Annotated in this window: 20 protein-coding genes and 1 pseudogene; 13 read left to right on the top strand and 8 right to left on the bottom strand. The window is 73.7% G+C overall.

Going from position 1 to position 20,656, the window contains the following annotated elements; translation table 11 throughout:
• Both G3I53_RS03340 and G3I53_RS03335 read left to right on the top strand, forming a co-directional pair.
• The coding region (locus G3I53_RS03340) for an ROK family protein (protein WP_164438010.1) at positions 1-984 on the top strand (984 nt) is incomplete at its 5' end.
• Positions 985-1,230: 246 nt separating this feature from the next.
• A complete protein-coding gene (locus tag G3I53_RS03335; RefSeq protein ID WP_164438009.1) occupies positions 1,231-2,463 on the top strand; it encodes a phosphodiester glycosidase family protein in 1,233 nt (410 codons plus the stop codon).
• Positions 2,464-2,613: 150 nt separating this feature from the next.
• On the opposite strand, the gene G3I53_RS03330 is transcribed toward G3I53_RS03335, so the two are convergent.
• From G3I53_RS03330 to G3I53_RS03305, 6 genes are all read right to left on the bottom strand, one after another.
• A complete protein-coding gene (locus tag G3I53_RS03330) occupies positions 2,614-2,808 on the bottom strand; it encodes a hypothetical protein (RefSeq protein ID WP_164333472.1) in 195 nt (64 codons plus the stop codon).
• Positions 2,809-2,911: 103 nt separating this feature from the next.
• Positions 2,912-3,775: a phosphatidylinositol-specific phospholipase C/glycerophosphodiester phosphodiesterase family protein gene (locus G3I53_RS03325; RefSeq protein WP_164333471.1), complete on the bottom strand. Its 864-nt coding sequence runs from the start codon at positions 3,773-3,775 to the stop codon at positions 2,912-2,914.
• A gap of 249 nt (positions 3,776-4,024) precedes the next feature.
• The gene (locus G3I53_RS03320; RefSeq protein WP_164438008.1) at positions 4,025-5,098 is read right to left on the bottom strand and encodes an acyl-CoA dehydrogenase family protein; all 1,074 of its coding nucleotides are present in this window, start codon (positions 5,096-5,098) and stop codon (positions 4,025-4,027) included.
• Positions 5,095-6,333, bottom strand: coding sequence for an acyl-CoA dehydrogenase family protein (locus G3I53_RS03315; RefSeq protein WP_164438007.1), 1,239 nt, complete (start codon positions 6,331-6,333; stop codon positions 5,095-5,097). Before G3I53_RS03315 ends, G3I53_RS03320 begins: the two co-directional genes overlap by 4 nt.
• Entirely contained in the window at positions 6,330-7,304 is a 975-nt protein-coding gene (locus tag G3I53_RS03310) for an NADPH:quinone oxidoreductase family protein (protein WP_164438006.1), read from the bottom strand. The genes G3I53_RS03315 and G3I53_RS03310 overlap by 4 nt, the downstream gene beginning before the upstream one ends.
• 93 nt (positions 7,305-7,397) lie before the next feature.
• Positions 7,398-7,970, bottom strand: coding sequence for an XRE family transcriptional regulator (locus tag G3I53_RS03305; RefSeq protein WP_164338909.1), 573 nt, complete (start codon positions 7,968-7,970; stop codon positions 7,398-7,400).
• Positions 7,971-8,048: 78 nt separating this feature from the next.
• Between G3I53_RS03305 and G3I53_RS03300 the strand changes: the two genes are divergently transcribed.
• The 5 genes from G3I53_RS03300 (at position 8,049) to G3I53_RS03280 (ending at position 12,794) form a co-directional block, all read left to right on the top strand.
• The gene (locus G3I53_RS03300) at positions 8,049-8,993 is read left to right on the top strand and encodes an NAD(P)/FAD-dependent oxidoreductase (RefSeq protein ID WP_164338910.1); all 945 of its coding nucleotides are present in this window, start codon (positions 8,049-8,051) and stop codon (positions 8,991-8,993) included.
• 83 nt (positions 8,994-9,076) lie between these two features.
• Complete coding sequence (locus G3I53_RS03295) at positions 9,077-10,615, top strand: ATP-dependent DNA ligase (RefSeq protein ID WP_164438005.1); 1,539 nt, start codon at positions 9,077-9,079, stop codon at positions 10,613-10,615.
• Positions 10,612-11,076: an NUDIX domain-containing protein gene (locus G3I53_RS03290; RefSeq protein WP_164338626.1), complete on the top strand. Its 465-nt coding sequence runs from the start codon at positions 10,612-10,614 to the stop codon at positions 11,074-11,076. Before G3I53_RS03295 ends, G3I53_RS03290 begins: the two co-directional genes overlap by 4 nt.
• 76 nt (positions 11,077-11,152) lie before the next feature.
• Positions 11,153-12,538, top strand: a complete 1,386-nt coding sequence (locus G3I53_RS03285; protein WP_164338627.1) for an NADP-dependent succinic semialdehyde dehydrogenase — start codon at positions 11,153-11,155, stop codon at positions 12,536-12,538.
• Between the two features lie 25 nt (positions 12,539-12,563).
• On the top strand, positions 12,564-12,794 hold the full coding sequence (locus G3I53_RS03280) for a DUF6213 family protein (RefSeq protein ID WP_164338628.1): 231 nt from the start codon (positions 12,564-12,566) through the stop codon (positions 12,792-12,794).
• Between the two features lie 101 nt (positions 12,795-12,895).
• Here the strand turns inward: G3I53_RS03280 and G3I53_RS03275 are convergent, their stop codons facing one another.
• Positions 12,896-14,122, bottom strand: a complete 1,227-nt coding sequence (locus tag G3I53_RS03275; protein WP_164338629.1) for an acyl-CoA dehydrogenase family protein — start codon at positions 14,120-14,122, stop codon at positions 12,896-12,898.
• A gap of 174 nt (positions 14,123-14,296) precedes the next feature.
• Between G3I53_RS03275 and G3I53_RS03270 the strand changes: the two genes are divergently transcribed.
• On the top strand, positions 14,297-14,938 hold the full coding sequence (locus tag G3I53_RS03270; protein ID WP_164338630.1) for a TetR family transcriptional regulator: 642 nt from the start codon (positions 14,297-14,299) through the stop codon (positions 14,936-14,938).
• 4 nt (positions 14,939-14,942) lie between these two features.
• Here G3I53_RS03270 and def read toward each other — a convergent pair whose 3' ends face one another.
• Entirely contained in the window at positions 14,943-15,485 is a 543-nt protein-coding gene (gene def / locus G3I53_RS03265) for a peptide deformylase (RefSeq protein ID WP_164338631.1), read from the bottom strand.
• Between the two features lie 147 nt (positions 15,486-15,632).
• On the opposite strand from def, the gene G3I53_RS03260 reads away from it, so the two are divergent.
• The 5 genes and pseudogenes from G3I53_RS03260 to G3I53_RS03240 form a co-directional block, all read left to right on the top strand.
• On the top strand, positions 15,633-16,871 hold the full coding sequence (locus G3I53_RS03260; RefSeq protein WP_164338632.1) for a MurT ligase domain-containing protein: 1,239 nt from the start codon (positions 15,633-15,635) through the stop codon (positions 16,869-16,871).
• 47 nt (positions 16,872-16,918) lie between these two features.
• Complete coding sequence (locus tag G3I53_RS03255; RefSeq protein ID WP_164338633.1) at positions 16,919-17,647, top strand: glutamine amidotransferase; 729 nt, start codon at positions 16,919-16,921, stop codon at positions 17,645-17,647.
• 199 nt (positions 17,648-17,846) lie between these two features.
• A complete protein-coding gene (locus G3I53_RS03250; RefSeq protein ID WP_164338634.1) occupies positions 17,847-18,872 on the top strand; it encodes a 6-phosphofructokinase in 1,026 nt (341 codons plus the stop codon).
• A gap of 108 nt (positions 18,873-18,980) precedes the next feature.
• Positions 18,981-19,931 carry a cytochrome c oxidase assembly protein gene (locus G3I53_RS03245; protein ID WP_164338635.1) on the top strand — a complete coding sequence of 317 codons (951 nt, stop codon included), beginning with the start codon at positions 18,981-18,983 and terminating at the stop codon, positions 19,929-19,931.
• Between the two features lie 103 nt (positions 19,932-20,034).
• Positions 20,035-20,656, top strand: a pseudogene (locus G3I53_RS03240) (serine/threonine protein phosphatase); the annotation flags it as partial.

The raw sequence follows: 20,656 nt of genomic DNA, 5'->3' as shown, positions 1-20,656 counted from the left end.
GAGCGGCCCGGCCGGGTGGGCCGCCCCGGGTCCGCGCTCGCCGTCAGCGACCGGGGCCCCGCCGGCATCGGTGCCGAGATCGGCGTCGACCACCTGGCGGTGTGCGCCGTCGACCTGCGCGGGGAGGTCCGGGCGCGCGCGGTGCGCCAGGCCCCGGGGCGGGGCCGCTCCCCCGAGGCGGTGCTCGGGGAGCTGACGGAGCTGGTCGGCCGGGTCGTCGCCGGGGCCGAGGAGGAGGGCCTGTGGCCCGCCGGACTCGCCGTGGCGGTGCCGGGCCTGGTCGCGCGCGACGCCCGGACCGTCGTGCGCGCCCCGAACCTGGGCTGGCAGGACACCGACCTCGGCACCCTGCTCCCCGACGGCTTCCCCCTCACGGTGGCCAACGAGGCCAACTTCGGTGCGCTCGCCGAACTCTGGCTCGGCGACGGCACCCCGCGCGACTTCCTCCACGTGTCCGCCGAGATCGGTATCGGCGCCGCGCTGGTCGTGGACGGCAGGCTGCTGCACGGAAACCGCGGCTTCGCGGGCGAACTGGGCCATGTGCCCGTGCACCCCGACGGGCCGGAGTGCCCCTGTGGCGGGCGCGGCTGCCTGGAGCAGTACGCGGGCGAGGAGGCGGTGCTGCGCGCGGCCGGTCTCGCCCCGGGCGAGGACCGGGTCGGCCTGCTGGCGGACCTCGCCGGGCAGGGCGACGCCGACGTGCGCCGGGCGCTCGACGACGCCGGTACGGCGCTCGGCATCGCGCTCACCGGCGCCGTGAACCTGCTGGACCCCGAGTCGGTGGTGCTGGGCGGCGCGCTCGCCGGTCTCGCGCCCTGGCTGCTGCCGTCGCTGCGCGCGGAGCTGGCCCGGCGCACGGCGGGCCCCGCCTGCCCGGTCACCGTCTCCCCGCTGGGGCCGGAAGGACCGCTGCTCGGTGCGGCCCACTCGGTGGTACGGGCCGTCCTGGACGACCCCGCCGGGGCGGCCGTCCGGCCGGCCTGAGCAGCGCAAGCCTCCCCGGAGGACCACGGCCTGCCCGTGACGACCCACAGCAACGCGGAACGCAGCAACGCACGCACCGCCCCCAGCCCCTCCCACGCACCTCCACCGGAGTGCCTTTTGCGGCCGTTCCCGCACGGATCGCGCCCAAGGCGCCCCGCGGACGGTCCCGGTCTGCTGGACTTCCTGATGTCCTAGGAGAGTTGACGAGACATCAGGGGGCGGTCGGTGCCGGTGACACGTCGGGGCATGCGTTGCGGGGCGGGCAGGCCGGTCCGCACGGCACTCACCACACTCACGGCACTCGGCCTGCTGGCCGGTGCCGGTCTGGCGGGGGCGCCGCCGGCCGAGGCGCTGCGGGCGGCGGTCGACGTGGCCCCGGGGGTCACCTACCGCGAGTTCGACGTCCCGACGTCGCACGGCACGGCACACGCGCACCTGCTCACCGTCGATCTGCGCGACCCGCGCGTCCGGGTCGGCCTGCTGCACCCGGGGGCGGTGGCCGCGCGGGCCCGTGTCTCGGTGATGGCGGACGCGAGGGGCGCCGTCGCGGGCGTCAACGGCGACTTCTTCAACATCACGGAGACCCAGCACCCCGGCGTCGCGGCGACCGGCGCGAGCGTCGGCCCGGCGATCGCGGACGGGCGGGTGCTGAAGGCGGCGGTGCCGGACGGGCAGCGGTTCGGCCCCGCGCTGCCGCCGGGCACGACGACCGAGGACGTGTTCGGCGTGGGCGTGGACCGGCGGGCCCGGCATGACCGCCTCGCCCTGGACGGATCGGTCCGCACCCGGACGGCCCGGACGGCACTGGGCGGGCTCAACCAGTACGCGCTGCCCGTGAATTCCGTCGGGGCGTTCACCGAGGCGTGGGGCAGCGTCTCCCGGGTGCGCGCCACCTGCGGCACGGACACCGACCGGGCCGCCCCGTGCAGTACCGACACCCACGAGGTGACGGTGCGCGGCGGCCGGGTGGTGGCCACCTCGGCCACGCCCGGCAGCGGGCCCGTCGCGCCCGGCACCACCGTGCTGGTCGGCCGCGAGGAGGGCGCCCGTTACCTGCGGACGCTGGTCCTCGGGGAGCCGGTACGGGTGCGGCACCGGCTGGTGGCGGCGGCGAGCCGGATCCCGTACCGGCTCGCTGTCGGCGGTTACCCCGTGCTGGCCGGCGGACGCCCCCTGCCGGGACTGGACGACACGGCGACGGCGGTACGGACGGCCGTGGGCACCGCGGAGGGTGGCCGGCGTCTGCTGCTGCTCGCGCTCGACGGGGCACCCGAGTACCGCGGCGGGCTGACCGTCGCGGAACTCGCGGCCACCCTGCGCGACCTGGGCTCCGTCGACGGCTTCAGTCTCGACGGCGGCGGTTCGTCGACGCTGGTCGCCCGCACGCCCGGGGCGCCCGGCGTCTCGGTGCGCAACCGTCCGGCCGGTGGCGCCGAACGGCCGGTGCCGAACGGCATCGGCGTCTTCTCCTCCGGCTGACGCCCCGCGAACGTCAGGCGTCACGGCGTACCGGCCTCACGGCGTATCGGCGTCACGACGTCGCGGACTCACGTCGCGTCACGGACCCACGCCGTCACGGACCCACGGACTCACGCACCCACGGCCTCACGGCCTCACGGCCTCACGGCCTCACGGCCGCAGGCTGCCCACGATGTCCGCGGTGGCCGTCAGGCCGCTGTGGATCGTCGGGGCGATGTTCGTGCCGGCCAGGTAGAACCCGAGCAGCAGACAGACCAGGGCGTGGGAGACCTTCAGTCCGCCGTTGCGCAGGAAGATCACCGCCAGGACCGCCAGAAGCAGCACCACAGAAATGGAAACGGCCATCGTCAACCTCCTCCGCCACGTCCGCTTCGCGGCGTTCGGCCGTCAGTGTGGCGTAGCGGAGGGTTCGTCCGGGCGGCTGGAGTGTCCGCCGAACGTGTGGTGTCTATCCGGGGCGGTAGCGGTCGAGGAAGGACTGCAGGCCCGCGAGGTCGTCGGTGTTGAGGTGATCCACGCCCGCGTCGGCCAGGGCGCCCCACAGCGCGTCACGGGCGGCGCCCGGCAGGTCTGGGGTGGCCCAGAACCGCACCCGCTGCCCGCGCGCGTGCGCGGTGTGCACGATGCCGCGCAGCTTCCGGTGTTCGGCGGCGGGGAACGGGCCCGTCCCCTGCCAGGTGAAGTGCAGGTTCCAGTTGTCGCTGATCAGCGGCATGAAAGAGGCACGCGCGGGGCCGCCGAGGTCGCTCGCCCGGCCGTCGTAGAAGGCGTGCCGTACCCGCTGGGCCGCCATCGGGGTCCGGGCCGCGCGGTCGCCGGACACGACGGCGGTGACCGCTCCGGGCAGGACCCGGCCGTGCGCGCAGGTGGTGAACAGGTGCCGTTGGCGGCGCAGTCGGCGGTGCAGTTCGAGGTAGGTGGACACGCCCTCGGTCTTGAGGTCGACGAGGAGCTGGAACGGCCTGCGGTGGCCCCGGTACACGGAGCCGCCGTTGGCCCGGACGCGGGCGGCGAGCGGTTCCAGGTACAGGGATTCCAGGGTGCGGGACGGGTCGAGGTCCTCGGGGTCGTGTGCGACGAGGAGACGGCCGTCGACGAGGAAGACGTCGGCTTCGACGCTGCCGAAGCGGTGGTCGAGGGCGTCGAAGAGCGGGCGGGGGTGCTCGTAGTCGTTGTGGGCGTGGGCGCGCCATAACGGGCGGCGGTGGCGGGGGTGTTCACCGGCCAGGGCGTGGGTGGCCGGCAGGGCGACCGTGCCGGCGACGGCGGCGCCGAGGGTGGTGAGGGCTCTGCGGCGGGTGGTGAGGGCCATGCTCTGCCTCCCGGGGTTCCGTGGGGGACCGACCCAGCGAGTATGGGCCCACGGGACGTCAGGAAGCAGAGGGGTGCGGGGAGTTGGCCGAACGGTCGCGGTGCGTTCACCGATTCCCCGGGCGCTTGAGGGCGAGGGCGCCACGGCGCCCCACATCGGGGGAACGCGCGGGCCCGCTCCCGTCGGGGAACGCGCGGGCCCGCTCCCGTCGGGGAGCGGGCCCGGGGTGTGCCGCGGGGAGGGGGCCGGTCAGGGCGCGGGCAGGTCGGCCAGTCCGGCCAGTGCCTCGCGGTGGGCGCCGGCGGTGCCGTGGGCGAGGGAGTCGGCCTTGGCACGCTTCAGGCGCAGGTGCACCGGGTGTTCCCAGGTCATGCCGATCCCGGCGTGCAGCTGAAGCGCCTCCTCGGCCGCGTGGACGGCCACCGGCGCGACGTACGCCTGGGCGACGGCGACCGCCACGTCGGTGTCCTCGCCGGTCGCCAGGGCGTCGGCGGCGTTGCGGGCGGCGGCGCGGACGCCGGCCACCTCCAGCCAGAGCTGGGCCAGCCGGTGCTTGAGCGCCTGGAAGCCGCCGACCGGGCGGTTGAACTGCTTGCGCTCCTTGAGGTAGGCCACGGTCTCGGTCAGCGACCAGTCGGCGAGGCCCAGTTGCTCGGAGGCGAGCAGTCCGGCCCCGGCCCGCAGGGCACGGCGCACGGCGGGTGCGGCGTCGCCGAGCCGGCGGCCCGGCGCTCCGTCGAGGGTGACCGTCGCCACCGGCCGGGTCAGGTCGAACGACACCTGGGGCGTGACCGTGGCGGCGGTCGCGTCGACCGCGTACAGGCCGCCGTCGTCGGCGGGGACGAGCAGGACGTCGGCCGCGGCCGCGTCCGCCACCGAGGTCAGCTCGCCGTGCAGCAGACCGCCCTCGGCGCGCACGGTCCGGTGGACGCCGCCGGGCGGGACGTTCAGGGCGACGGCGAGCACGCCGATCACGGCGCCGGAGGCCAGCTGCGTCAGCAGGTCGTCGGCCCCGCACTCCAACAGGGCCTCGGTGGCGACGACGGAGCTGCTCAGGTACGGCACCGGGGCGACCGCGCGGCCCAGTTCCTCCAGGACGACGGCGGCCTCCCGGTGCGTGGCGCCCTGGCCGTCGAGTTCCTCGGGGACGAGCAGTCCGGCCAGGCCCATGTCCTGGGCGAGCGCCTTCCACAGCGCGAGGTCGTGCGGGGCGGCCGACTCGGTCCGGGCGATCACGCCCGCCGGGTCGCAGTGGTCGGTGAGCAGGTCCCGGACGGCGGCGCGCAGCGCCTCTTCCTCCGGCGAGTACAGCAGGTCGCTCATCGCGCCAGGTCCTTCCACGCGACGTCCTTGTCGGTGCGCGGCTCGGGCGGCAGGCCCAGGACACGCTCGGCGACGATGTTCAGCAGGACCTCGCTGGTCCCGCCCTCGATGCTGTTGCCCTTGGCGCGCAGGTACCGGTAACCGGCGCCCCGCCCGGTGAAGTTGACGAGCTGGGGCCTGCGCATGGTCCAGTCGTCGTACAACAGGCCCTCCTCGCCGAGGAGTTCCACTTCCAGGCCGCTGATCGCCTGGTTGAGGCGGGCGAAGCCCAGTTTCATCCCGGCGCCCTCGGGGCCGGGCTGGCCGACGGCGAGCTGCTGGCGCAGCCGTTCGCCGGTGAGGCGGGCCACCTCGGCGTCGACCCACAGGGTGAGCAGCCGCTGGTGCAGGTCGTGGGTGCGCAGGTCGGGCCGTTCGCGCCAGGTCCGCACGACCGGGCCGATCATGCCGCCCTCGCGGGGCAGCCGCATGCCGCCGATGGCGACGCGCTCGTTGTTCAGGGTGGTCTGCGCGACCCGCCATCCGTCACCGGTCTCGCCCAGGCGGTGGGCGTCGGGTATGCGGACGTCGGTGAGGAAGACCTCGTTGAACTCGGCCTCGCCGGTGATCTGGCGCAGCGGCCGCACCTCGACGCCGGGGTCGGTCATGTCGCAGACGAAGTAGGTGATGCCCCGGTGCTTGGGCACGTCCGGGTCGGTGCGGGCGATGAGGATGGCCCAGCGGGCCACGTGGGCGCTGGACGTCCACACCTTCTGTCCGTTGACGGTCCACTCGTCGCCGTGGCGGACGGCGCGGGTGCCGAGCGCGGCCAGGTCGGATCCGGCGCCCGGTTCGCTGAACAGCTGGCACCAGACCTCCTCGCCCGTCCACAGGGGCCGCAGGAAGCGCCGCTTCTGCTCGTCGGTGCCGTACTGGAGGATGGTCGGCGCGGCCATGCCGAGGCCGATCCCGATGCGCCGCGGGTCGTTGTCGGGCGCTCCGGCGGCGGCCAGTTCGGCGTCGACGACGGCCTGGAGGGCGCGGGGGGCGCCGAGTCCGCCGAGGCCCTCGGGGTAGTGCACCCAGGCGAGTCCGGCGTCGAAGCGGGCGCGGAGGAAGTCGAGGCGGGCGGCGTCGGCGGACGGGGGGAGCGGGTCCCCGGCGGCGTCCGCCGGGGGTGCCGGCGGGAGGTCGGCGGGCGGGTGCGCGGCCAGGAACTCCTGGGTGCGGCGGCGCAGTTCGGCGGCGTCGATCACGCGGCGGCTCCTTCCGTGGAGGGCAGCACGGCGACCCGGCCGGTGGTGACGCCGTCGGCGACCCGCTGCACGGCGGCCGCGGCCCCGGCGAGGGGGACGCGCTCGCTCACCAGGGGCTTGATCGCGCCCCGGGCGGCCAGGTCGGTGAGCTGCTCGTGGCAGTGCTCGACCAGCTTGGGGTTCCGGGTGTTGTACAGGCCCCAGTGGAGGCCGAGGATCGAGTAGTTCTTCACCAGGGCGTGGTTCAGGCCAGGGGTGGGGATGGACCCGCTCGCGAAGCCGATCACGACGATCCGGCCCTCGAAGGCGACGACCTTGGTGGACTGGGCGTAGGCCTCGCCGCCGACCGGGTCGTAGATCACGTCGGCGCCCCGGCCGCCGGTGGCCTCCTTGACGGCCGCGATGACGTCCTGCTCGCGTCGGTCGACGACGACGTCGCAGCCGAGTTCACGGGCGACGGCCGCCTTCTGCCGGCCCCCGACCACGCCGATGACGGTGGCGCCGGCGGCCTTGCCGAGCTGCACGGCGGCGCTGCCGACGCCTCCGGCTGCGGCGTGCACCAGCAGGGTCTCGCCGGCCTGCAGCGCGGCCCGGCGGTGCAGGGCGAACCAGGCGGTCTGGTAGCCGATGTGCAGGGCGGCCGCCTCGGCGTCGTCGAGCGCATCGGGGGCGGGCCGCAGCGCGCCGGCGTCCGCGACGGCGTACTCGGCGAAGCCGCCGTGCGGCAGGGCCGGGTTGGCGAGGACCCGGCGCCCGTCCTCGGTCTCGCCGCAGATCTCCACGCCCGGGGTGAAGGGCAGCGGCGGCCGGACCTGGTACAGGCCCCGGCACATCAGCGCGTCGGGGAAGTTGATGCCGGCGGCGCGCACCTTCAGCAGGACCTGACCGTCACCAGGGGTCGGTACCGGCGTGTCCGCGAGGCGCATCACCTCGCCCGGTTCTCCCAGCTCGTGTACTTGCCATGCCTGCATACGGAGCCTCCACGGGGTGCGCTCGTGTGTTCCCCAGACCGGGTTCCCCGCATACTAAGCGGTCGCTTGCCGATCGGGGAACCGTCGTGCCGGTCACGCTCCCCGGGGCCGTGCCCTGACGTGCATCCGCTCGCCCTGCGGGCCGAACAGACTGAGGAACTCCACCGGCCCCTCCCCCGTCGATCCGAACCAGTGCGGCACCCGGGTGTCGAACTCGGCGGCCTCCCCCGCCGTCAGCACCACGTCGTGCTCGCCGAGCACCAGCCGCAGCCGCCCGGACAGCACGTACAGCCACTCGTAGCCCTCGTGTGTGCGCGGCTCCGGCTCCTGTTTGCGCTGCGGTTCCAGCACCTTGTACGCCTGGAGGCCGCCGGGCTGGCGGGTGAGCGGCCAGTGGGTGCGGCCGCCCCACACGATGGGCCGGGACCGCACGCGCGGGTCGCCCACCGGCGGCGCCCCGACCAGCTCGTCCAACGGCACCTGGTGGGCCTGCGCGATCGGCAGGAGCAGCTCCAGACTGGGCTTGCGCAGCCCCGACTCCAGCCGGGAGAGCGTACTGACGGAGATGCCGGTGGCCTCCGACAGCGCCGCCAGCGTCACCTCCCGGTCCTTCCTGATCCGCCGCAGCCTGGGACCGACGTCCGCGAGAACTTCCTCCGTACTCATGACATCCATTGCAGAATCGGCAAAGTTGTTTGTCAATCCCGCAGGAACGGCGGAAGGTCGGTGACGGAGGTGGTCACCATGACCGAGACACACGCACACACGCACTACGACGTGGTCGTCGTCGGGGGCGGCGCGGCCGGCCTGTCGGCCGCGCTGGTCCTGGGCCGGGCCCGGCTGCGCACCCTGGTCGTCGACGCCGGCGCACCACGCAACGCCCCGTCGCCGCACATGCAGGGGTACCTCTCCCGCGACGGCATGTCACCGGCCGAGTTCCTGGCCGTCGGCCGGGAGGAGATCGCCCGCTACGGCGTCGAGCTGGTCCGGGGCCGGGTCACCGACGTAACCCGGGGTGACGGTTTCACCGTCGCGGTGGAGGGCTCGGCGCCGGTCCGGGCCCGGCGGCTGGTCGTCGCGACCGGGCTGAAGGACGAGCTGCCGGACGTGCCCGGCGTCGCCGAACGGTTCGGGCGGGACGTGCTGCACTGCCCGTTCTGCCACGGCTGGGAGGTCCGGGACGAGCCCTTCGGCGTGCTCGCCGCCACCCCGGCGAGCGTCCACCAGGCGCTGATGGTCTCCCGCTGGTCGAAGGACGTGACCCTGTTCCTGCACACCGTCGCCGAGTCGGAGCTGACCGACCAGGACCTGCGCCGCCTGGCCGCCGCCCGGGTCGACGTGGTGCCCGGCGAGGTCGCCGGGCTCGTGGTCGAGGACGACCGGTTCACCGGCGTGCGCCTCGCCGACGGCTCCGTGCACCCGCGCGGCGTGCTCTACGTCGCCCCGCGGCCCCTGCCGCAGACGGGCCTGCTGGAGCGGCTGGGCGCCGAGCTGGACGAGACCCCGTTCGGCGCCTACCCGGTGGTCGACGCGACGGGCCTGACGACGGTGCCGGGCGTCTGGGCGGCGGGCAACGCGATCGGCTTCTCCGAGCAGGTGATCCACGCGGCCAGCGGCGGCTACCGGGCGGCGGCGGCGATCGTCGGCGACCTCCTCATGGAGGACCTGGACGCGGCCGTCACCCCGTAGGCGCGGACGGCGGCCCCCGGGGGCGCCCGGGCGCCCGGCGCGGTCCGGGTGTGCGCGGGGGGCTCGCGTAGCACCATGGCTGCATGCTGCTGACCCGGTTGGCCCACGTGTCCCGGGAGGTCGCCGCCACGTCGGCGCGGTCCCGGAAGACCGACCTGCTCGCCGAGCTGTTCCGGGAGGCGGAGGCGGACGACGTGCCGATCGTCATCCCCTACCTGGCGGGCCGGCTCCCGCAGGGGCGGATCGGCGTGGGCTGGAAGGCCCTCGGTGCGCCGGTCGAGCCGGCCGCGGAGCCCACGCTGACCGTGCGGGAGGTCGACGCCGCCCTCACCCGGCTCGCCGCGGTCTCCGGCCCCGGCTCGCAGGCCGAGCGCGCCCGGCTGGTCGGCGCACTGATGGGCGCCGCCACCGCGGAGGAACAGCGGTTCCTCGTCGGTCTGCTCACCGGCGAGGTCCGCCAGGGCGCGCTGGACGCGGTCGCCGTGGAGGGCCTGGCACGGGCCACCGGGGCGCCCGCGCCGGACGTACGGCGGGCGGTGATGCTCGCGGGCTCCCTGCAGACGGTCGCCGAGGCCCTGCTGGCGGACGGCCCCGAGGCCCTGGCCGCCTTCCGGCTCACCGTCGGACGTCCCGTGCAGCCCATGCTGGCGCACAGCGCCTCCTCGGTCGCGGAGGCGGTCGAGAAGCTGGGGGCCTGCGCGGTCGAGGAGAAGCTGGACGGCATCCGCGTCCAGGTGCACCGCGACGGCGACACGGTCCGCGTGCACACCCGCACCCTCGACGACATCACCGACCGGCTGCCCGAGGTGACCGCGGCGGCGCGGGAGTTGCGGGGCGAGCGGTTCATCCTGGACGGGGAGGTCATCTCCTTCGACGGGGACGGCCGCCCCCGCTCCTTCCAGGAGACCGCGGGGCGGGTCGGCTCGCGGACCGACGTGACGGCCGCCGCCCGGGAGGTGCCCGTCTCCCCCGTCTTCTTCGACGCGCTGTCCGTCGACGGGCGTGACCTGCTCGACCTGCCGTTCACCGGCCGGCACGAGGAACTCGCCCGGCTCGTCCCGGAGCCGATGCGGGTCCGGCGCACGCTGGTGTCCGGCCCCGGGGACACGGCGCGGGCCGAGGCGTTCCTCGCCGAGACCCTCGCGCGCGGCCACGAGGGCGTCGTCGCCAAGGCGCTGGACGCGCCGTACAGCGCGGGCCGGCGCGGCGCGTCCTGGCTGAAGGTGAAGCCGGTGCACACGCTGGATCTCGTGGTGCTGGCCGCCGAGTGGGGGCACGGCCGCCGTACCGGCCGGCTGTCCAACCTGCACCTGGGGGCCCGTACCGCCGACGGCGGTTTCGCCATGCTCGGCAAGACCTTCAAGGGCATGACCGACGCCATGCTGGCCTGGCAGACCGAGCGGCTGCGCGAGCTGGCCGTGGAGGAGAGCAGCCAGGTCGTGACCGTGCGCCCCGAGCTGGTCGTGGAGATCGCCTACGACGGCCTCCAGCGTTCCACCCGCTACCCGGCCGGGGTCACCCTCCGCTTCGCCCGGGTGGTCCGCTACCGGGAGGACAAGCGCCCCGAGGAGGCGGACACCGTCGAGGCGCTGCTCGCCGCGCACCCCGGGGTGCTGCCGTGAGCGGCCCGCGCAGCGCCGGCCTGCTGCTGTTCCGGCGCACCGGCCCGGAGGTCGAGGTGCTGCTCGGGCACATGGGCGGCCCGTACTTCGCCCGCCGGGACGCCGGGGCGTGGACGGTGCCCAAGGGCGAGTACGAGCCGGACGAGCCCGCCTTCGACGCGGCCCGCCGGGAGTTCCGGGAGGAGCTGGGCGTGGCGCCCCCGGACGGGCCGGCGCTGCCGCTCGGCGAGGTCCGGCAGGCCGGGGGCAAGACGGTCACGGTGTGGGCCGTGGAGGCCGACCTGGATCCGGCCGCGGTGGTGCCCGGGACGTTCACGATGGAGTGGCCGCCGAAGTCGGGACGCACACGCGAGTTCCCCGAGCTGGACCGGGTGGCGTGGCTGCCGCTGGACCGGGCCCGTGCGGTGATCGTCTCCGCGCAGACGGCGTTTCTCGACCGCCTCATGGAGCACTCGCCCTGAGAGCCCTCCCGCGTTGCGCCGCCCCACGGCGCGCGGGAAGGTCGATACGCGAAGCCCGTCCCCAGGGAGGTCAGCCATGCCCATCGCAACGGTGAATCCGGCGAACGGCGAGACGCTCAAGACGTACCAGGCCATGGGCGAGGAGGAGGTGGAGCGCCGCCTGCAACTGGCCGAGGCCACGTTCCGCACCTACCGGACGACCACCTTCGACGAGCGGGCCCGGATGCTGCACCGGGCCGCCGACCTCCTCGACGAGGACCAGGACGAGGTTGCCCGGATGCTGACCACGGAGATGGGCAAGCCGCTCCGGCAGGCGCGCGCCGAGGCCGCCAAGTGCGCCAAGGCGATGCGCTGGTACGCCGGCAACGCGGCCGCCCTCCTCGCCGACGAGGAGCCCGACGCCTCGGACGTGAAGGACTCCGGGGCGTCCCGGGCGCTGGTGCGGTACCGGCCGCTGGGTCCGGTGCTCGCGGTGATGCCGTGGAACTTCCCGCTGTGGCAGGTGGTCCGGTTCGCCGCGCCCGCGCTGATGGCGGGGAACGTGGGGCTGCTCAAGCACGCCTCGAACGTGCCGCAGACGGCGCTGTACCTGGAGGACCTGTTCCACCGGGCGGGCCTCCCCGAGGGCACCTTCCAGACGCTGCTCATCGGCTCGGCGGCGGTCGACGACGTGCTGCGGGACGAGCGGGTGCGGGCCGCCACCCTCACGGGCAGCGAGCCGGCCGGGCGGGCGGTGGCGTCCACCGCCGGAGAGATGATCAAGAAGACGGTGCTGGAGCTCGGCGGCAGCGACCCGTTCGTCGTGATGCCGTCCGCCGACGTGGAGCGGGCCGCGCAGGTCGCGGTGACCGCGCGGGTGCAGAACAACGGGCAGTCCTGCATCGCCGCGAAGCGGTTCATCGTGCACACGGACGTCTACGACGCGTTCGCCGAGCGTTTCGCCGCGGGGATGAAGGCCCTGACGGTGGGCGATCCGATGGAGGACGGCACGGACGTCGGGCCGCTCGCCAGCGAGCAGGGGCGGGCCGACCTGGAGGAGCTGGTCGACGACGCGGTGAGGTCCGGGGCGACCGTCCTGTGCGGCGGCGAGCGGCCCGACGGCCCCGGCTGGTTCTATCCGCCGACGGTGCTGGCGGACATCACGCGCGAGATGCGCATCCACCGCGAGGAGGCCTTCGGTCCGGTGGCGACCCTGTACCGGGCGGCGGACCTGGACGAGGCGGTGCTGATCGCCAACGACTCCCCCTTCGGCCTCAGTTCGAACGTGTGGACGCGGGACGAGGACGAGGTGGACCGGTTCGTGCGGGACCTGGAGGCCGGCGGGGTGTTCGTGAACGGGATGACGGCGTCCCATCCGGCGCTCCCCTTCGGCGGGGTCAAGCGGTCGGGCTACGGGCGTGAGCTGTCCGGGCACGGAATCCGCGAGTTCTGCAACATCACCACGGTTTGGCACGGTGCGTGATGGTTCCGCGACTACGATCCGCTCTGTGAACCGCGAAGTGACTCTGCCTCTGATCGTCGACGACAGCGGAACCCTCCAGGTGGCCGCGGCCGACGTCAGCAAGCTGCTCCGCACGGTGGGCGGGCGGTGGCTGCGCCTGGTGGAGTCCGGGGAGCAGAAGCTCGACGAGGACACCGTCGCGGCGCTCACCATCGAGCTGGCGAAGCTGGCCGACCGCATCGACGTGGCCTGCATCGCGCACAGCAGCGGGAGCTGACCGTCCTTCGCCCCTGCCGCGCCGGACGGGTCCGGTACACGCACGGGGAACGACCCGGTGGTGCTGTCCGCACCGCCGGGTCGTTCCGTGTCCGGGCCGGGTCAGCGGATGGGCATGCCCGACAGGGTGCGGGCGATCACCAGGCGCTGGATCTCGCTGGTGCCCTCGAAGATGGTGTAGATCGCGGCATCGCGGTGCATCCGCTCGACCGGGTACTCGCGGGTGTAGCCGTTGCCGCCGAGGATCTGGATCGCCTGGGCGGTGACCTTCTTGGCGGTCTCGCTGGCGAACAGCTTGGACATGGAGCCCTCCGCGGCGGTGAACGGCTTGCCGTTGACCGCCATCCAGGAGGCCCGCCACACCAGCAGGCGGGCGGCGTCGATCTGGGTGCGCATGTCGGCGAGCTGGAAGGCGACACCCTGGTTGTCGATGATCGGGCGGCCGAACTGCTCACGCGTGGTGGCGTAGTCCAGGGCGACCTCGTAGGCGGCGCGCGCGGTGCCGACGGCCATGGCGCCGACCGCGGGGCGGGACGCCTCGAAGGTGGCCATGGCGGCGTTCTTGACGCGGTCGCCGCCCTTGCGGGCCTTCTCGCGGGCGCGGGCGAGCCGCTCGTCCAGCTTCTCCTTGCCGCCGAGCAGGCAGGAGCCGGGGATCCGCACGTTGTCGAGGATCACCTCGGCGGTGTGCGAGGCGCGGATGCCGTGCTTCTTGAACTTCTGGCCCTGGGCCAGGCCCGGGGTGCCCGGCGGGATGATGAAGGAGGCGTGGCCCTTGGAGCCGAGGTCCGGGTCGACGACCGCGACCACGACGTGGACGTTGGCGATGCCGCCGTTGGTGGCCCACGTCTTGGTGCCGTTGAGCACCCACTCGTCCTTGGCCTCGTCGTAGACCGCGCGCGTGCGCATCGAGGCGACGTCGGAGCCGGCGTCGGGCTCGGAGGAGCAGAAGGCGGCCACCTTGACATCGTTGGCGTCGCCGTACATCTGGGGGATCCAGGTGCCGATCTGCTCCTCGGTGCCGTTGGCGAGGACGCCGACGGCGGCGAGGCCGGTGCCGACGATCGACAGGGCGATGCCCGCGTCGCCCCAGAACAGCTCCTCCATCGCCATGGGGATGCCGAGGCCGGTTGCGTCGAAGTACTGCTGGGCGTAGAAGTCGAGGGAGTAGATGCCGACCTTGGCGGCCTCCTGGATGACCGGCCAGGGAGTCTCCTCACGCTCGTCCCATTCGGCGGCGGCGGGGCGGATGACGTCGGCGGCGAAGCCGTGCAGCCAGTCCCGCACCTCCTTCTGTTCGTCGTTGAGCTCCATGGTGAACTCGGCCATGACTCCTCCAGCGGCGGCACACGTGCATGTTACTTGCGGTAACCGCAGTCTGTTACCGGTCGGTAGGGAAAGTCAACTCCTCCGGACCCCTCATATCCCGTTCGGAGGGCCGGACGCCGTCAGTGCTAGTTTGCGCAGGCGTCACCGAATCAGCACGGGTGGGGAGAGCACATCATGGACACCACACAGCGGACCGACCAGCAGCGGTCCGCCGACCGCCGCCGGCGCGAGCTGCTGGAGGCCGCCGACCGGGTGGTGCTGCGCGACGGCCCGGGCGCCTCGATGAACGCCATCGCCGCCGAGGCCGGCATCACCAAGCCGATCCTCTACCGGCACTTCGGTGACAAGGGAGGACTGTACGCGGCCCTGGCCAAGCGGCACACCGACGCGCTGCTCGACTCGCTGCGGGCCGCGCTGGACGCCCCGGCCGACCGCCGCGAGCGGGTCGCCGCCACCCTGGACACCTACCTCGCGGCGATCGAACTGCGCCCCCAGGTGTACCGGTTCCTCATGCACCCGGCGGAGGGATCCCCGGGCGACCAGGGCTTCGACGTCGGCAAGCACTCGGCGCCCCTGCTGCGCCGGATGGGCGAGGAACTCGCCCAGGTCATCGAGGAGCGGCTGGACCTCGGTCCGGCCAGTCACCAGCTGGCCCGCGTCTGGGGCCACGGCATCGTCGGCATGATGCACGCGGCCGGTGACTGGTGGCTCGGCGAACGGCCCTGCACACGGGCCGAGTTGGTGGCCGGACTGACCGACCTGCTGTGGGGCAGGCTGGCGGAGGCCGGCGACCGGGTCGGCGGACCCGGCTTCTGACGCCTCAGCGCCGGCTCCAGGCCGCCCGCGCGGCCTGCCGCAGCAGCCGGCGCCGGCGCCACCCCGTGAGACGGTCGGCGTAGACGCGGCCGTCCAGGTGGTCGCACTCGTGCTGCAGGCAGCGGGCGAAGAACCCGCTGCCGTGGACGGTGACCGGCTCCCCGGTCACCGTGAACCCCTCGACGACCGCGTGGTCGTGACGCTCGGTGCCCGCCTCCAGGCCCGGCAGGGACAGACACCCCTCCGGGCCGCGCAGCACCACACCGTCCGTCTCGACCAGGCGCGGGTTCACCACGTGCCCCAGGTGCCGGACGTCCTCGTCGTCGGGACAGTCGTAGACGAACACCCGCAGCGGCTCACCGATCTGGTTCGCGGCCAGGCCCACTCCCCGGGCCGCGTACATCGTCGCGAACAAGTCCTCCACCAGGCGGGCCAGTTCGGGACCGAAGTCGGTGACCTCGCGGCACGGGGCGTGCAGCACCGGGTCGCCGAGCAGGGTCAGGGGCCGCACACGTCCGCGGACGCCGGGGATGGAACCGTGTCGCATGGCGGCAAGGGTACGGTCCTTGCGGCAACGTCCGTCCCACCGCGGTGCCGCGGTTCTGGAGTGCGAAGCGCTCTCGATAGGCTGAGGCCCACACCACGTGGCCGTCCCCCACCGGCGCGGCGCGTACGCAAGGAGGATCGAGAACTGATGGCAGGCAACTCGGACCCGCTCACGCCGCGGGCCAAGCTGGCCGTGACCGCCGGCAAGGCGGTCGCGGCCGCATCACGCGCCGCCGGGCGCGGCAGCGGTTCGGTGATCGGTGGCCGGGTGGCACTGAAACTCGACCCCGACCTGCTCGCCCGGCTCGCCCAGCACCTGGACGTGACCCTCGTCTCGGCGACCAACGGCAAGACCACCACCACGCGGCTCATCGCCGAGGCGCTCAAGGCGGCCGGCCCGGTCGTCTCCAACGCCCTCGGCGCCAACATGCCGGCCGGCATCACCTCGGCCCTCGCGGCCGGCGCGGAGTCCCGCTTCGGTGTCATCGAGGTCGACGAGAAGTACCTCGTCGGCGTCGCCCAGGCCACCGACCCGAAGTGCATCGCCCTGCTCAACCTCTCCCGCGACCAGCTCGACCGCGCCGCCGAGACCCGGATGCTCGCGGAGAACTGGCGCGAGGGGCTGGCCGGCTCCAAGGCCGTCATCGTCGCCAACGCCGACGACCCGCTGGTGGTATGGGCCGCGTCCTCCTCCCCCAACGTGATCTGGGTCGCCGCCGGACAGATGTGGAAGGACGACGCCTGGTCCTGCCCGTCCTGCGGCGGTGTGATGCAGCGCCCCGGCGACGACTGGTTCTGCGGCGAGTGCGGCTTCCGCCGCCCCACGCCGAGCTGGGCCCTGTCCGGCGACCAGGTCCTGGACCCGCACGGCTCCGCGTGGCCGATCCACCTGCAGCTGCCCGGCCGCGCCAACAAGGCCAACGCGGCGAGCTCCGCGGCCGTCGCGGCCGTGTTCGGCGTGCCGCCGCAGGTCGCGCTGGAGCGCATGTACCAGGTGCAGGCCGTGGCCGGACGCTACGACGTGGTGCAGTTCCAGGGGCGCGACCTGCGCCTGCTGCTCGCCAAGAACCCGGCGGGCTGGCTGGAGACGTTCTCGCTCATCGACCCGCCGCCCACCCCGGTGATCCTCTCCGTCAACGCGCGCTCCGCCGACGGCACCGACACCTCCTGGCTGTGGGACGTCGACTACACCCGGCTGACCGGTCACCCGATCTGCGTCGTCGGTGACCGCAAGCTGGACCTCGCGGTCCGCCTGGAGGTCGCCAACCAGCAGTTCCAGGTGTGCGAGGACCTCGACCAGGCGGTGCAGCAGTGCCCGCCCGGCCGGATCGAGGTCATCGCCAACTACACCGCCTTCCAGGACCTGCGCCGTCGCGTCGGCAACTGACGTCCCGGCACCCCGACGCACGACGTACTCACAAGGACAGTGACTTCATGAGCGACAACAGTCTGCGGGTCGTCTGGATCTACCCCGACCTGCTCAGCACCTACGGCGACCAGGGCAACGTGCTCGTGGTGGAGCGCCGGGCGCGGCAGCGCGGGCTCGACGTGGCCCGGCTCGACGTGCGCAGCGACCAGCCGATCCCCACCTCCGGCGACATCTACCTGATCGGCGGCGGCGAGGACCGGCCGCAGCGGCTCGCGGCGGAGCGGCTGCGCCGGGACGGCGGACTGCACCGGGCGGTGGAGAACGGCGCCATCGTCTTCTCCGTGTGCGCCGGTTACCAGATCCTCGGCCACGAGTTCATCAACGACCTCGGCCAGCGGGAGCCCGGCCTGGGGCTGCTGGACGTGGTGTCGGTGCGCGGTGAGGGCGACCGCTGCGTGGGCGACGTGCTGGCGGACATCAACCCGCAGCTGGGGCTGCCCCCGCTGACCGGATTCGAGAACCACCAGGGCGTCACCCATCTGGGGCCCACCGCCCGCCCGTTCGCCCAGGTGCGCTTCGGCAACGGCAACGGCACCGGGGACGGCACGGAGGGCGCCTTCAACGACACCGTGTTCGGCACGTACATGCACGGCCCGGTGCTGGCGCGCAATCCGCAGATCGCGGACCTGCTGCTGAAGCTGGCGCTCGACGTCAACGCGCTGCCCCCGACCGACGACCGCTGGTACGAGGCTCTGCGCAACGAGCGCATCGCCGCCGCGCAGCAGCCCGCGTAGGCACACCGGCCGCCTGCTCGCACCCCTGTCCGGACCGTCGCGGACCGGCCCGTCTGACGGCTGGTCCGCACAGGTGAGCGGGGTCGTCCAGCAGGCGGACGCATGCTACGGAACGGCCCCCCGGTGGGGCTAGGGTGGCGGGGATCGAGCCGGACAGCGCGGTCCGGTCCCGGCCCACTCGAGAAGGTTGTTTCGGGCTATGCGCATTGGTGTCCTCACGTCCGGCGGCGACTGCCCCGGGCTGAACGCCGTCATCCGGTCGGTCGTGCACCGTGCCGTCGTCGACCACGGCGACGAGGTCATCGGTTTCCGGGACGGCTGGAAGGGCCTCCTGGAGTGCGACTACCTCAAGCTGGACCTCGACGCGGTCGGCGGCATCCTCGCCCGCGGCGGCACCATCCTCGGCTCCTCCCGGGTCCGCCCCGAGCACCTGCGGGACGGCGTGGAGCGCGCTCGGGGCCACGTCGGGGAACTGGGCCTCGACGCGATCATCCCGATCGGCGGGGAGGGCACCCTGAAGGCGGCCCGGCTGCTGTCGGACAACGGCCTGCCGATAGTGGGTGTGCCGAAGACCATCGACAACGACATCGCCGTCACCGACGTCACCTTCGGCTTCGACACTGCGGTCGGCGTGGCGACCGAGGCCCTGGACCGGCTGAAGACCACCGCCGAGTCGCACCAGCGGGTGCTGATCGTGGAGGTCATGGGCCGTCACACGGGCTGGATCGCGCTGCACTCCGGCATGGCGGCCGGCGCCCACGCCATCGTGGTGCCCGAGCGTCCCTTCGACATCGACGAGCTGACGGCGAAGATCGGGGCGCGGTTCTCGGCCGGCAAGCGGTTCGCCATCGTGGTGGCCGCCGAGGGCGCCAAGCCCCGCCCCGGGACGATGGACTTCGACGAGGGCGGCAAGGACGTCTACGGCCACGAGCGCTTCGCGGGGATCGCCCGCCAGCTCTCCCTCGAACTCGAGACGCGCCTCGGCAAGGAGGCCCGCCCGGTCATCCTCGGCCACGTGCAGCGGGGCGGGACGCCGACGGCGTACGACAGGGTGCTGGCCACCCGGTTCGGCTGGCACGCGGTGGAGGCCGTGCACCGGGGCGAGTTCGGGCGGATGACCGCGCTGCGCGGGACGGACATCGTGACGGTGCCGCTGGCCGAGGCGGTGGCGACGCTCAAGACGGTGCCCGAGGAGCGCTACGCCGAGTCGCAGTGCGTGCTGTAGGTCCTCGCGGCCGCTGAAAGCCGCCCCCGGTCGCAGCCGCGGCCGGGGGCGGTTCTAGTCTGGGTCCGGACAGACAGCGCACAACCCCCACGAAACAGGAGCCGGCGGATGGATCACAGCGGGCACGGCATGACGATGGATCTGCCGCCGTTCACGCTGGGGCGCGGACTCGCCTGGTCGGCGGACCCGTTCTTCCTCGTCGCCTGCGTCCTGGGCCTGGCCCTCTACGTCTGGGGCGTGGTGCGGCTCACCCGGCGCGGCGACAAGTGGCCGGTGGGGCGGACCGTGTCCTTCGTCCTCGGTGTGCTGAGCGTCGCGCTGATGATGTGCACCGCGCTCAACGACTACGGCATGGTCATGTTCACCGTGCACATGGTGCAGCACATGGTGATCAGCATGGTCTCGCCGATCCTGATCCTGCTCGGCGCCCCCATCACGCTGGCGCTGCGCGCCCTGCCGACGGCCGGACGGGGCCGCAAGGGCATCCGCGAACTGCTGCTGATGCTGCTGCACAGCCGGTACATCCGGGTGATCACCCACCCGCTGTTCACCATTCCGATGTTCATCGCGAGCCTGTACGCGCTGTACTTCACCCCCGGGTTCGACTTCCTGATGGGCTCCCGGGTGGGGCACGTCGTGATGATGGTGCACTTCCTGGCCGTCGGACTGGTCTTCTTCTGGCCGATCATGGGCGTGGACCCCGGCCCGCACCGGCCGAACCACCTGATGCGGATGCTGGAGCTGTTCGCGGGCATGCCGTTCCACGCGTTCTTCGGCATCGCGCTGATGATGGCGACCACGCCGATGGTCTCGACGTACGAGAACCCGCCCGCCTCGCTGGGCATCGACGCGCTCGCGGACCAGAACGCGGCCGGCGGCATCGCCTGGGCGTTCAGCGAGGTCCCGTCCGTGATCGTGCTGATAGCGCTGCTGTTCCAGTGGTACGCCTCCGAGCAGCGGCAGGCCAAGCGCAAGGACCGGGCCGCCGACCGGGACGGCGACAAGGAACTCGAGGCGTACAACGCCTACCTCGCCTCGCTGCACGCTCGCGGCAGCTGAGTCCCGTCTCGCACATCTCTTCGCTTTCGCCCCGATTCGCCCGGAACGGTGCCTTCCGTCAGTAGCATGACGCTCCAGGGTGCAACCGCCGGGGGGAGCGGTCATGTCACTGCGCGCGTGGACGTCCGGACCGGGCCGGCTCGTCGCCGGCCGCTACGAACCGCTGCACCGGCTGGGCGGCGCCGTTAGCCGGGTCTGGCTGGCGCTCGACCACGAACGCGTGGTCGAGGTCGTCCTCAGGGAGGCCGCCCCGGCCGCCCCCGGCGGCGCGGCCGCCCGCTGCGCGGACGTCCTGCGGGGCCACCCGCACGTGGTCGCGGTGCACGACGTCCTGGACGACGGGGGACGCCGGTGGACCGTCACGGAGTACGTGGCCGGTGCCGTCCACCTGCGGGAACTGGTCGCCCGGCGTGGACCGCCGGCCCCGGCGGCGGCCGCACGGATCGGTCTGGCCGTCCTGGGCGCGCTCACCGCCGGGCACGCGCGGGGGCTGGTCCACGGGGACGTGAGCGCGGCGAACGTCCTGCTCGCCCCGGACGCCACCGGCGCACCCCACGGGCGGGTGCTGCTGACGGGCCACGGCATCGCCGGGCCGTCGCACCCCGGGAGCGGCCGGGGGCCCGTACCGCACGGCGCGCCGGAGGGGGCCGGGGTGGGACCGCCAGGACCCGCCGATGATCTCCTCGCCCTGGGCCGCACGCTGTACTTCGCGGTGGAGGGCCACG

Origin of the sequence: Streptomyces sp. SID14436 (assembly GCF_010548465.1) — a bacterium.
In the GTDB taxonomy this organism is placed as follows: Bacteria; Actinomycetota; Actinomycetes; order Streptomycetales; family Streptomycetaceae; genus Streptomyces.
The sequence above is the reverse complement of the archived record's forward strand: the minus strand, read 5'-3'. Positions and strand labels throughout refer to the sequence as shown.

Coding starts and splice junctions, on each gene's coding strand:
- G3I53_RS03335 (WP_164438009.1), top strand. CDS start 1,231: ATGCGTTGCGGGGCGGGCAGGCCGGTCCGCACGGCACTCACCACACTC.
- G3I53_RS03330 (WP_164333472.1), bottom strand. CDS start 2,808: ATGGCCGTTTCCATTTCTGTGGTGCTGCTTCTGGCGGTCCTGGCGGTG.
- G3I53_RS03325 (WP_164333471.1), bottom strand. CDS start 3,775: ATGGCCCTCACCACCCGCCGCAGAGCCCTCACCACCCTCGGCGCCGCC.
- G3I53_RS03320 (WP_164438008.1), bottom strand. CDS start 5,098: ATGAGCGACCTGCTGTACTCGCCGGAGGAAGAGGCGCTGCGCGCCGCC.
- G3I53_RS03310 (WP_164438006.1), bottom strand. CDS start 7,304: ATGCAGGCATGGCAAGTACACGAGCTGGGAGAACCGGGCGAGGTGATG.
- G3I53_RS03305 (WP_164338909.1), bottom strand. CDS start 7,970: ATGAGTACGGAGGAAGTTCTCGCGGACGTCGGTCCCAGGCTGCGGCGG.
- G3I53_RS03300 (WP_164338910.1), top strand. CDS start 8,049: ATGACCGAGACACACGCACACACGCACTACGACGTGGTCGTCGTCGGG.
- G3I53_RS03295 (WP_164438005.1), top strand. CDS start 9,077: ATGCTGCTGACCCGGTTGGCCCACGTGTCCCGGGAGGTCGCCGCCACG.
- G3I53_RS03285 (WP_164338627.1), top strand. CDS start 11,153: ATGCCCATCGCAACGGTGAATCCGGCGAACGGCGAGACGCTCAAGACG.
- G3I53_RS03275 (WP_164338629.1), bottom strand. CDS start 14,122: ATGGCCGAGTTCACCATGGAGCTCAACGACGAACAGAAGGAGGTGCGG.
- G3I53_RS03270 (WP_164338630.1), top strand. CDS start 14,297: ATGGACACCACACAGCGGACCGACCAGCAGCGGTCCGCCGACCGCCGC.
- def (WP_164338631.1), bottom strand. CDS start 15,485: ATGCGACACGGTTCCATCCCCGGCGTCCGCGGACGTGTGCGGCCCCTG.
- G3I53_RS03260 (WP_164338632.1), top strand. CDS start 15,633: ATGGCAGGCAACTCGGACCCGCTCACGCCGCGGGCCAAGCTGGCCGTG.
- G3I53_RS03255 (WP_164338633.1), top strand. CDS start 16,919: ATGAGCGACAACAGTCTGCGGGTCGTCTGGATCTACCCCGACCTGCTC.
- G3I53_RS03250 (WP_164338634.1), top strand. CDS start 17,847: ATGCGCATTGGTGTCCTCACGTCCGGCGGCGACTGCCCCGGGCTGAAC.
- G3I53_RS03245 (WP_164338635.1), top strand. CDS start 18,981: ATGGATCACAGCGGGCACGGCATGACGATGGATCTGCCGCCGTTCACG.